At 29.6% G+C, this 11,692-nt stretch carries 15 protein-coding genes; 4 read left to right on the forward strand and 11 right to left on the reverse strand.

What is annotated here, in order from left to right:
• From B8T70_RS20940 to B8T70_RS20950, 3 genes are all read left to right on the forward strand, one after another.
• Positions 1-451, forward strand: a 451-nt coding sequence (locus tag B8T70_RS20940) for a hypothetical protein (RefSeq protein ID WP_207621551.1), incomplete at its 5' end; no start/stop codon positions are given.
• Positions 451-1,014, forward strand: a complete 564-nt coding sequence (locus B8T70_RS20945; RefSeq protein WP_086896108.1) for a toll/interleukin-1 receptor domain-containing protein — start codon at positions 451-453, stop codon at positions 1,012-1,014. The genes B8T70_RS20940 and B8T70_RS20945, both read left to right, overlap by 1 nt.
• 118 nt (positions 1,015-1,132) lie before the next feature.
• On the forward strand, positions 1,133-2,344 hold the full coding sequence (locus B8T70_RS20950) for an AbiH family protein (RefSeq protein WP_086896109.1): 1,212 nt from the start codon (positions 1,133-1,135) through the stop codon (positions 2,342-2,344).
• A gap of 511 nt (positions 2,345-2,855) precedes the next feature.
• On the opposite strand, the gene B8T70_RS20955 is transcribed toward B8T70_RS20950, so the two are convergent.
• Complete coding sequence (locus tag B8T70_RS20955) at positions 2,856-3,089, reverse strand: hypothetical protein (protein WP_086896110.1); 234 nt, start codon at positions 3,087-3,089, stop codon at positions 2,856-2,858.
• Between the two features lie 83 nt (positions 3,090-3,172).
• Between B8T70_RS20955 and B8T70_RS20960 the strand changes: the two genes are divergently transcribed.
• Entirely contained in the window at positions 3,173-3,403 is a 231-nt protein-coding gene (locus tag B8T70_RS20960; protein ID WP_086896111.1) for a helix-turn-helix domain-containing protein, read from the forward strand.
• Between the two features lie 109 nt (positions 3,404-3,512).
• Here B8T70_RS20960 and B8T70_RS20965 read toward each other — a convergent pair whose 3' ends face one another.
• From B8T70_RS20965 to B8T70_RS21010, 10 genes are all read right to left on the reverse strand, one after another.
• Positions 3,513-4,511 carry a TerC/Alx family metal homeostasis membrane protein gene (locus B8T70_RS20965; protein WP_086896112.1) on the reverse strand — a complete coding sequence of 333 codons (999 nt, stop codon included), beginning with the start codon at positions 4,509-4,511 and terminating at the stop codon, positions 3,513-3,515.
• Between the two features lie 54 nt (positions 4,512-4,565).
• Entirely contained in the window at positions 4,566-5,225 is a 660-nt protein-coding gene (locus B8T70_RS20970) for a TerD family protein (RefSeq protein ID WP_039112554.1), read from the reverse strand.
• Between the two features lie 6 nt (positions 5,226-5,231).
• Positions 5,232-5,783, reverse strand: a complete 552-nt coding sequence (locus tag B8T70_RS20975) for a TerD family protein (protein ID WP_086896113.1) — start codon at positions 5,781-5,783, stop codon at positions 5,232-5,234.
• A 9-nt stretch (positions 5,784-5,792) separates the two neighbouring features.
• A complete protein-coding gene (locus tag B8T70_RS20980) occupies positions 5,793-6,758 on the reverse strand; it encodes a hypothetical protein (protein WP_086896114.1) in 966 nt (321 codons plus the stop codon).
• A 22-nt stretch (positions 6,759-6,780) separates the two neighbouring features.
• The gene (locus B8T70_RS20985; RefSeq protein ID WP_086896115.1) at positions 6,781-7,869 is read right to left on the reverse strand and encodes a toxic anion resistance protein; all 1,089 of its coding nucleotides are present in this window, start codon (positions 7,867-7,869) and stop codon (positions 6,781-6,783) included.
• Positions 7,870-7,875: 6 nt separating this feature from the next.
• Complete coding sequence (locus tag B8T70_RS20990; RefSeq protein ID WP_039116850.1) at positions 7,876-8,484, reverse strand: TerD family protein; 609 nt, start codon at positions 8,482-8,484, stop codon at positions 7,876-7,878.
• A gap of 4 nt (positions 8,485-8,488) precedes the next feature.
• A complete protein-coding gene (locus tag B8T70_RS20995) occupies positions 8,489-9,043 on the reverse strand; it encodes a TerD family protein (RefSeq protein WP_039116851.1) in 555 nt (184 codons plus the stop codon).
• A gap of 3 nt (positions 9,044-9,046) precedes the next feature.
• A complete protein-coding gene (locus B8T70_RS21000) occupies positions 9,047-9,853 on the reverse strand; it encodes a phosphoribosyltransferase family protein (protein WP_039112548.1) in 807 nt (268 codons plus the stop codon).
• A 2-nt stretch (positions 9,854-9,855) separates the two neighbouring features.
• Positions 9,856-10,521, reverse strand: coding sequence for an HAD family hydrolase (locus B8T70_RS21005; protein ID WP_039116852.1), 666 nt, complete (start codon positions 10,519-10,521; stop codon positions 9,856-9,858).
• A 130-nt stretch (positions 10,522-10,651) separates the two neighbouring features.
• A complete protein-coding gene (locus tag B8T70_RS21010) occupies positions 10,652-11,227 on the reverse strand; it encodes a TerD family protein (protein WP_039112546.1) in 576 nt (191 codons plus the stop codon).
• Between the last annotated feature and the right edge of the window lie 465 nt (positions 11,228-11,692).

An 11,692-nucleotide genomic window follows, 5' to 3' on the forward strand; every position in this document is an offset into this window, starting at 1 on the left:
ACGTAATAAAAACAAAGTGAATGAAATTTTAGTAAATCCCTATTTTAGTGATTTTGTAGTTCCATTAATATCTGTTTTGCTTACAATGGGTATTAAAATAGTAAGTAGAAAAGATAATTATATGACCCCTCAAAGAGAGGATTTTGCAGTTGGGTTCGATCTTCTCGTAACCTCATTAATTTTAATTACCGTTTTTGCATCGCGTGCAGCTTATATAGTTTCAAAAAATGATGGAAGTAATATTGCTGAACTTAAAAATAAACTAGATCTTTTGCCATGGATAATTGTTTCTTTTGTGTTTGGTTTATGGTCATTGTCAACTATAGTTAGAATTAAAGGTTGGGACTTGACAAGTAGTTCTAATCCTGTTTTACATAAATTTTGGGGAGTGGGACTACCAACACTTATAGGTATTGTTGCGTTACTGTTAACTGTTAAATATTTTAAATAATGAAAGACAGCAATTTATTCAAATTATCTATATTAACATTAATATTATCAATTAGTGGAATCGTTATAGTGTTAGATAAATCCGATTTTAAAATAGATTTTGATGAAATATCTTTAAGCCTGTTGGGGTCAATATTTGGAACTTTACTAGCATTTTTCTTTAGTAATGTTTTAAGAAATAAAAAATCTAAAAGAGTATTAATCACTTATACGAACTCTGATTCTAAAGAAGCTCAATTAATCAAAAAATTCTTAATTGAAAATAAAATAACTACTAATACATTTGATGAATATCTAACTGTTGGGGAACCAATAATAACTGATATTAAGTCGATAATTAAAAAATCAGATATAATTTTAATTTTAATTTCAAGAGACATATATAAGTCAAAATATTATAAGGCCATAATTTCTTTAGCTATTAAAGAAAGAAAAAAGATATTACCAATTTTACTTGACGAATCAAAACTTCCTAATAATTTGGGAAATTATGTATATTTAGATATACGTGATAAAGAAGAGTATGAATTAAAAGAATTATACGAAAAAATTATTTCATTATAAGGTTAGTAAAATATAACGAGCTTGTAATTAGGGTTGTTCTTATGAAATAATATGCGTAAATTATAATAAGATATAGTATCAAAAATCTTTAAATCATTATAAAACTAAAATAGAGATAATGCCAAAAATATTAATTACAGGTAACGGATTTGATTTAAATATTGGTTTGCCAACATCATATAATGATTTTATTAAAATATTGAGGTTTATTGAAGAAAACGACGATTATAGTTTTGAATCAGTTTTTTCAAATAGTAGTAACTATTCTCAAATTCTGGAAAACTTTAAACCTTTTGTAATTGATAGTGCAATCACTGATAACTTAAAAATAACACTAGAACACAATTTATGGTTTCAATTTTTTAAGGAAGAATTTGAAATTGAAACTTGGATAGATTTCGAAACTAAAATCGAATATGTTTTAAAAATCTTATTTTCGTCGATTAACTATCTTATGGATAACATTTTTTCTGAAGGACCAATACTTAATGTAAATATTCCTTATAGAAAAACTCTGTTTAATAACAACATTGAAATAATTGAAGTTTTAAAAAGGTTTAAGATAATTGATTTTAATGGTACTCGTATTAATCTAAATGCCGATTTTCTAATTAATAAATATGGTCATTTTATTGATATGGATTTAGATAAGATTGCAAAAACTCTTTACCAACAATTAATCGAATTTAAAGTCATATTCAATTATTATTTCGAAGTATTCGTTTTTCCTTTGTATCAGAATTTGAATGTACTAATAGATAAAACCCAATTTAATAATATAGATAAGCATTATACCTTCAATTACACGCCAACTTTCGAGAAAATTTATGGAAAAGGAGATATTACAAATTTCCTGCATGGTAAAATTAATTCAAAAGAAAATCAAATTGTATTAGGGATTAACGAAACTCCATTAGATGAAAATATTGATCAGAAATTCTTCCTTCCTTTTACAAAGTATTTCCAAAAACTTAACAATAATACAGATTATATATTCATCAAAGAATATGAAAGAAAAAAACAAGAAAACTATCTATTCTTTTTTTGGGGACATTCTTTAGATAAATCCGATGAAGATTATATAAATGAAGTTTTTGATTTTATCAATAGTTTAAAATCAGTAACAAAAAAAATTATTGTAATCTATCATAATGAAACATCTAAATCTCGCTTATTAATTAATCTACTTAATATAAGAGGTAAAAGTGATATTCTAGAGCTGATGCGAAGTGAAATTTTAATTTTTGCTGATATTAATGGAGAAGTACTAAAAAATGAATTAGAGAGGGACATACAAATGACGGATTACTCCCTTGTTTCCTTTAGGTGATAATAATTACCCACAAAGTCATATTCCTAGCCCTGATAGAAGGGAAAATCCTTTTTTATTGTTTTTCTCAATAAAAAAGATTGGAATGATAGCAGGAAATAGCTCCTAAAGAATCTTTAGAAGTTAAATTGTTTTTGATTGTCGAGCTGCTTGCGGGGCTTCTCCCGAAGTTTTGGGACGTTCAGCCTGACAAGTTTGTGGTTGTTTTGTGTGTAAACTTGTATGTAAATAATTTTTGTTTCTACCCAATCTTGTCACCCTGACGCAGGAAGGGTCTCCACAAGAAACTAACACAAAGCTTTTCTTGATTGTCGAGTTACTAGCGGAGATTGCTTCGCCAGTTCGCTATCGCTTGTGTCTTCGTTCCTCAGAAAGACAAGTTTGCGGTTATTTTATGTGTAAACTGTGAGTTTATGAAAAGCGAACACAAATTATTTCCTGATTATCGAGCTACTAGCGAAGATTTCTCATTCTTCGAAATGACAAACTGGACGAAAAAACAAACCTTTTTTCACTCCGCATCTAAATAAGGATCTAAGGCTTCGGCTAATTTGTTGAGCCAATAAAAATTATCTTCAATGTTTTTTATTTCGGATGCTGCCGTTTCGCATCCTCTCATTAAGCATAAAGCAAGCAGATGATTTACTTGGCGTATTGTTTTTGCCATGTCTTCGGGTTCCATAACTTCATTGAAAAAATCTTTTAGCCTGATTTCAACTTCTTTTGTAAAACCTTCTGTAGTCATTGTCTTATTTTTTTGTCAAATGTAATAAATTTTCACACATATATGTGTGTAAAAAAAGAAATAAATCTTATGACTTTTGGAATATGAATATTTCAGAAGAAACTTTTATTACAAAACTTGGCATTCACATTAGGGAACTTCGTGAAAAGAAAGGTCTGTCACAGCAAGAATTAGCTGATTATTGCAATATTCCACAAAATCAAATAGGCAGAATAGAAAGAGCCGAAATAAATACTACTGTAAAAACTCTCGTAAAAATTGCGAATGCTTTAGATATTGAGCCTAAAGAATTATTTGATTTCTCTATAAAATAGGGTAGGAGTTTGTGTAAAACAAAGAAAGCGACGATAATTAATTAGAGAAACTATAACGCATAAAAAAAGACCTCAATTGAGGTCTTTTTTATTTTTAGATATATTGGTTTTATGCTTCTTTTGGTTCTGGAAACATAACCGATAATATTACAGATATTACTAAAACACCTGCAATAACTATTAACGAATACATTGATTCGATGTGGTAGAATGGTGAAATAATCATTTTTACTCCAATAAAAGCAAGGATTATCGCTAAACCATATTGTAATTTGCTAAACAAATGGATGAAATTATCAAGTAAGAAGAATAATGCTCTTAGTCCTAATATTGCAAAAATGTTTGATGTATAAAGAATAAACGGATCATTAGAGATTGCAAAAATCGCAGGAATTGAATCTACTGCAAAAAGTAAATCTGTAAATTCTATTACGGCTACAACTACTAAAAGTGGTGTTGCTAGTTTTTTTCCGTTTTCGTATGTAAAGAATTTATCTCCATCATACTTATCGCTTACGCTAAAGAATTTTCTAATTAATCTTGCTCCTCTGGTATTGTTGTAATCTTCGTCTTCGTCCTCATTTCCAGATGACCATGATTTTATTCCTGCATAAACTAGGAATAATCCAAAGGCTGTCATGATAAGGTTAATGTCGTATTTGAATCCTTCGACACCAACTAGGCTTAAAAGCTTGTTTAAATAGGTTAATTCGATTAAAAAAGCTCCAGAGAATATAAATATAGCTCTAAGGACTAATGCTCCTATAATACCCCAAAACAGGACTTTGTGTTTGTTGGTATTTGGTACATCAAAAAACTTGAATACCAGGATAAACACAAATAGGTTATCTACAGAAAGTGCTTTCTCGATCCAATACGCCGATTGAAATTCGTAAAATTTAGCTGAACCTGCATAATAGTATACTAAACCACTAAAACCCATTGCTAAACTGATCCATACTAATGACCATGAAATAGCTTCTTTATTGGTTACGACATGACTTTTTTTGTTGAAAATACCTAAATCTAGTAATAGCATTATAACTACTGCGATTGCAAATATTGCTATTAATCCAGGATGTTCTGAGAAAATGGGATGTTCGTTCATTATTGTTTATTAAGTTGAAATTTATTATTTATTTAGATTTATTTGTTTCTTTATTTATAAATATGATTGAAGTATTCTTTGGGCTGTTTGTCCTAAGAAACTATCTTCGGTTGGGTCACCAATGGCGCTAAATCTCCATTCGTTATCGCGTTTATATAATTTCCCCATGATGATAGAACGTTTGTTTATGTATTGTCTATCTGCAGAAACGTTATAGGACGCAAATTCCGAAATTACTTTTGTTGGTGTTCCCTCATACATTCTTATTTTGGCATATGGTATTTGCGAAAAGTCTTCTTTTCCGGCATTATTCAAAAAGAAAAATATCTGAGTAACTTTTGCGTCAATTTTCGACAAATCTACGGTTATGATTTCATTATCCAAACCATCATCGCCACCTTTATCACCCGCAAGATCATCGCCAGTATGTTTTAATGCTCCATCGTTGCTTAATAATTTACCTTTGGATAAACCAAATTGCTGTAAAGCCTCAAGACGGTATAATGGAGAATATAAATGATCATAAAGTTTATTTTGATCATCTATTAATATGCAGCTTAAATCAAGGTCAACATCTGTTACGTTTTTTGATAAACCTAAGAATCCTTTGGTTTCTATCGCTCCCCAGTTTACACCAACACAAAAGCTGGTTAATGATTCTCCGCTTGATTTTCTTAAATCAATTTTTTGTCCTTTGGTTAAATTAATTGCCATGTGCTTTTAATTGTATTTGTTTATATAATCCTGAAGACCACCTTTCATCCCGATTCCTACGGCTTCAAATTTCCACTCTTCGTTTCTTTTGTAAATTCTTCCAAATTCTACGGCAGTTTCTATAGAGAAATCTTCGTCTAATTCGTATTTAACTAATTCTACATTCGATTGATCTAAAATTCTGATAAACGAATTACGTATTTGTCCAAAATTTTGTCTTCTTGTATCTGCGTGATGTATCGTAACTACAAATGAGATTTCGTTAACCTCAGGAGCTATTTTAGATAAATCTACTTGTATTTTTTCATCGTCTCCGTCGCCAGCACCAGTTAAATTATCTCCAGTATGAATTACTGCCTGATCTGGTGATTTAAGATTATTGTAATAAACAAAATGATTGTCGCTTGGAATTTTTCCATTTGCTCCAATTAAAAATATTGATGCATCTAAGTCAAAACTTTCTCCAGTGTTGCTAGAATTACTATCCCATCCTAATCCTACTGTAAACTTTGGAGCGTCGATGCTTTGTCTTTGTCCTTTTTCTAAATTAATTGCCATTCTATGTTCTTAATTAATATTAATATTTAACATTGTTTTTAAAATATTGGTCTGTTCATCTACATTTTGTAACTCATCAAGAAAATCTACAGATGAAATTTTGTCCAGATACTCTTTTAATACTTCTTGAACTGTATCTGGTAGTATTGTTTTTATTGTACTAAGCTCTAATTTTAAATCAGCATTTTTAGCTGTTAACTCCATTACGATTTGCTCTTTTGAAGAGCTGTTTTTTGAGAAATCAATTCCTTTTGCTCTTTCGTGGTCTAGAAAATAGAACGATTTGTCTTTTGCAATAAAAATAAATTTGTCGTTAGAATCTCTAAATTCATAAGCTTCGACTACTTCATTATTGTAAACGAGACCGCATATGAATTTAATTTTAAATTTAAGAATGTTTAATCTTCCTAAAAGTTTTCTTTCGAACTTAACAAACGAGTTTTCGTACAAACTATTGCTGGCTTGTGTGAGCTGCTCGTATTGTTCGGTATTTATTTCTCGATAATATTCGGATTGAACACTATCTGAAAAAATCGTAATCTCATTCCAGTTAAAAAAATCTTCTTTTTCTGTTGCAAATAATTGATAGAGCTGTTCAATTTTTTTAGACATATTTAGAGCATGCACTTGTGTTTGCTTAGCAAATTTGGCTTCTCCGATTTCGACTTTTAATTTAGAAACAATGTCATCATTAATATATATTTCATCAGTAATTAAAAGATACTGTTGCTCTTTTGATTTCTTGATTTTTTGAAACAAATCAATAAGACTATTTGTAAACTGAATGTGAAATAATTCTAATTTATTAATGTCTAATGTTCGGTTGTTTTGAAAAAGAGAGTGGATTATTTTTGTTTTGATCAAGGTATTAACAAGGTCCTTGTGATTAAAGAAATTGGCTAACAATTCTAAAATCACAAGTCTTCTGTTACTATCTTTTATTATTTGAACGAACCGTTCCTCTTCCTCTTGCATTTAATTGATTTCTTATTTTCAATTAGCTTATAACACCCTTTTTTAATTCAGTTTCAAGACTTTGTAAACCAGCGTCAAGTTGTCTTCTGGTTTCTGTACCTTGTTCGTGAATTTGTTTTACTTCTGTCAACGTGTCTATTAAAGATTTTGTTGTCATTTTCAATGTCTCTAAAGAAACAATTGTATTTTCATTTTCTCTGGCAACTTCTATGCTGTTTTGTTTTAGCATTTCGGCATTCTTTTGTAAAATGGTATTTGTTGTCTCAGATACTTTACGCTGAATCTCGATATTCTGTTTTTGTCTTTGTAAAGCAACGGCTAATGTAAGCTGGTTTTTCCAGACTGGCATTGTTGTCGTTAAGATAGATTGCGCTTTTTCGGCAATAGAGGTGTTGTTGTTTTGAACCACACGTATTTGCGCAAGAGATTGCAACATAATAAAACGAACAATTTTCATGTCGGCTAAACGCTTATCCAGACGATTGATGAAATTTCTTTTGTCAGAAATCTGATAATCTTGATATTGTGCTGTATTAGCTTCCATTACTGCAAGTTCTTCGTTTAGTTCTTTAAAACGAATTTGTCCTGCAATAACGTGTTTTTCCATTTCTTTGATAAGTCCAACATTACCATCAAACATAGTTTGAAGAGCACTATTGTCTTTTACCGAATTGATCATTCCAGCTTTTACTTTATTACTGATTTTGTCAATGTTTACAGTAATTTTATCGTATTGCTGAAATAATTTTTTTACATCAGTAACTAATTTATTAAGAACTGGAATTTTTGAAAGAAATCTTTTAAACGGACCTTGATCTAATTGATCAATATCTACATAATTTAATTCTGTCAATAAATCGTTTATCAAAGTACCTACTTCACCAGAGTTATATGTTCTAACGTTGGTTAAGAAAGTATCACTTTGTTTGGCGATAGAGTTTTGAATTTCGGCACCATAATTCAAGATAGAATTGGCGTCGTTTTCATTTAACTGATTTGAAATCGATTTGTAACTATTTACTTCAGCTTCGGTAATTGTAGCCAAGTTTACATTTCCATCTTTGTCAATTAACGCAAGATTTTCCTGTGTAACTAATTGATTATCTATCATCTTATTTTATAAATGATTTTGTTGAATAGTAAGAATTGTTTCTTCTAGTTTTTTGTCTTTTGTTGGAGCTCCAATCGCACTAAATTTCCACTCATCGTTTCTTTTGTAAAAAACACCAAGAACCATAGATACATTACCAGAGAAAGAAGCATCGTTTGCAACGTCGTAACGAGCAAATTCCTGGCTAACTTTTGTTGGTGTTCCTTCGTAGATACGGATAGATGCAAATGGAATATCTTTAAAATCCTGACCTCTAAAACTGTTGATGAAAAATGCAACGTGATTTGCAGAAGGAGATAATCTAGAAAAATCCAGAGTAATAACTTCATTATCTAATCCGTCATCACCATTAATATCTCCAGTTAAATCATCACCACTATGTTTGATAGCTTGGTCGTTTGATTGTAATTTTCTGAAATTAACTGAGTCAATATGATTTTTTTTGTCATCGTAAACTGCGCAACTTGCATCTAGATCAACAGGTTCTTTCTTTGTTCCGAAAAGTCCCTTTTTTTCGATTGCACCCCAATTTACTCCTACACAAATGTTTTGTAATTTTGTACCGTTACTTTTTTCAAGATTGATACGTTGTCCTTTTTCTAAATTAATTGCCATAATCTTAGTTATATTTATTTAAGTAATCTTCTAATCCGCCTTTCATTCCTGCGCCAATAGCTTCAAATTTCCATTGTCCGTCTTTATTGTATATTCTTCCAAATTCAACAGCTGTTTCTATAGAGAAGTCCTCTTCTAATTCGTATTTCAGCAATTCGGTATTATTGCTATCATCTACAATTCGGATGAAAGAATTACGAACTTGTCCAAAATTTTGTTTTCTTGTTATAGCATCGTGAATCGTAACTACAATGCAAACTTCTTTTACAGAAGCATCAATTTTAGTTAAGTCTATTTTTATTTGCTCATCATCTCCATCTCCATCTCCAGTTAGGTTATCTCCTGTATGTATTACAGCCTCGTCTGGTGATTTTAAATTGTTATAAAAGATAAAATGTGAGTCAGAAATTATTTTTTTGTTCTCACCCAATATAAACACAGAAGCATCAAGATCAAATCCAGATCCTGTTGAACTGTTGTTTGTATCCCATCCTAAACCAATTGTGAATTTTGGGGCATTTATGTTTTCTCTTTGCCCTTTTTGTAAATTGATAGCCATAGTTTAATCTATTTTTATTACGTTAATATTGTTCTTGTATTCTATAATCTGATGATAATTATTACTTATCGCAAGATGAAATAAATCGTTGCTTTTTTCAGTAGATATATTATTTACTAAATAGGCAAACTCATCTTCACTGAGACTTAATATAAACTTCACTATACGAGTGTTGTACTGAAAATGATCGCTGTTTATAATATTCGCGATATCCTCGACATTCTTAACCGAATAATAATTATAATGGTTCTCTATGTTTGGATGTATCTCTTTGTTTATTAATTCAGCAAAATACACAAATATAAAATCTCCATTTACATTATATTGATTTAGTATTTTATTCACCGTATGTTCATGACTTCCAGTTATCTTAATGTCATCTACGAAAATACAAAGTTTTCCATCAATAAAGTTTCTGTCGATATAATAAGTATCATTTGATATTAATTTTACTCTTTCTTCAAAATCTAAATTTCCATAATCGGTAACGTAGGTTTGATTTCTGAATATTTTAGATTCAATAGATGCTTTCTTGTTGTTTTTAAATAGGAAACTGTTCAGTTGTTTCTTAAAATAATAACATAAAAAGTTAGAAGCAGTAGGAATCGATAAAAATGGACTTGGCAGAATGACAATTTCCTGATTTGATAAAATTAAATCATGATATTGATCTACAAAGCCATCAAACAATTCTTTTGCAAATTTCTCTGCATAAAATTTATCTCCAAACTTAAATCGACTGTATTCTTTTTCCTGAAACGGACAATTATCTTTCTCAAGAATTTTATGTAAACTATAGTTTCTATTCACTTTTATAATTTTAATAGATGTGCATCAAATCCAAAATTAATGGCTCCGTTGTAATCGGCGATAATATTGTCTCCTATATGCAGTATTTCTTTTTTGGTTATCGGTTTAATTTCATTTGCTTGGTTAAATACCAATTGAAAAATTTCGTTATTAGGTTTTGAAAGTCCCACTTCATCTGAGTAAATCTGAAATTTAAAGTAAGATTCTAATTCATAATGAGAAAGTATCTTTCTTAATGTATTTCCTTTAATGAATGCTGTATTACTTAATAAGTTAATGGTTTTATCTTGTTGAGTAATCTCTTTAAAAAGTTGCGGGATATTAGCATAAAGAAGTTCAGGTTTGTATTTTAAAAATAACAACTCTGTCTCGTTATAAAATGATTTTAATTTAGTGGTGTCGATATCATTTATATTGACATTTAGCGCACTAAGAATTAGGTAATATATCTCGTAAGTATCAATATTTAACCCGGTTCTTTCATTTATATTATTGCATAAAACATCGTAATAGCGCACAACATCATTAACCTTCTCGATTGTAGCATCTACATCGAAAAAATCTTTGAATAATAAATTTCTTTTGCTTTTAAATTCGGGATTTGATTTTATTAGGGTTAGCCATAAATCAAAAGAAAGGTGACTGTGATTTTCGTAATTTATTTTCAAGCTTGTGATTTTAATTAAAACAAATTTATTTTAATGTTTCAAACAACTTCAATCGAGTTTCTTTGAATAGTAAAACAGTTTGTTTTTTGTAATTATTAATGAAATGAATGTATCTGTTTAGGTTTAGAAATTATTTAATGATTTCGCCAGAATAATATTTTTCTAAAAAGTAACCTAAATCGGCTCTGTATCCTATTCCCGAAGCTTCAAACCTCCATTGTTCATTTCTTTTATAAAGCCTTCCAAATTCTATTCCTGTTTCTATCGAAAAGTCTTCGTCTAACTCATATTTTGCAATTTCTTCACGAGTCGAATTGTCAACGATTCTTATGTATGAGTTTCTAACTTGACCGAAGTTTTGTTTTCTTCTCTCGTAATCCTCAATTGTAACCACAAATAAAATTTCTTTTACCCTTGGGTCGACTTTTGTCAAGTCAATTTTTATAGCTTCATCATCATCGCCATCACTACTTTTTCCGTCGGGATCATCTCCTGAATGTTCTAGAGATCCGTCGGGAGATTTGAGATTGTTGTAGAAAACAAAATAATCTTCATCTAAAAGTTTTCTTTCAGAATTAATCATAATTGCTGAAGCGTCTAGATCAAAATTGCTTCCTGTGCCTTCATTTGGATCCCAACCTAAACCAATTGTTATATTTAATAAGCCAATATTTATTTTTTGCCCTTTCTGTAAGTTAATTGCCATAGTGTGGTATAAAGTGAAACCTATTTTAAAGGGTTAAAATTAAAATTTAATTTTGCATAAAACTATTTAAATATGCTAAAAACAGGTTTTTATTTCTATTATTTTGGTAAGTTATTTACAGCCTAGGGCTATTTTAGATAAAATCTCAGATTTAGTAAGCTTATCCTTAATGCTAAAAAAAAATCTTCCTCTTGTTTTGTTTTGAAAAACTTAAATCCTGTAAAACTTAATTTTGGTTAGTTTGTTCTAATTGAATGTTTTGGCTTTTTTAGGTTTGTTTTAAATTCTGATTTTTTAAATGCGTACTATTTTTGAAACTTTATGACATTTAGAAATTAATTAAAGAAATAGGTTTTTCTTAAACTGATCTCCAGAATAAGATATAAATGCATTGATGAATCTGGAAAAACGGAGTAGTATTTTTCGTCTAAATTTAGACTTCAGCCTGTTTTGTTGTAATTAATT

The sequence above is a fragment of the Flavobacterium sp. AJR genome, assembly GCF_002156885.1.
In the GTDB taxonomy this organism is placed as follows: domain Bacteria; phylum Bacteroidota; class Bacteroidia; order Flavobacteriales; family Flavobacteriaceae; genus Flavobacterium.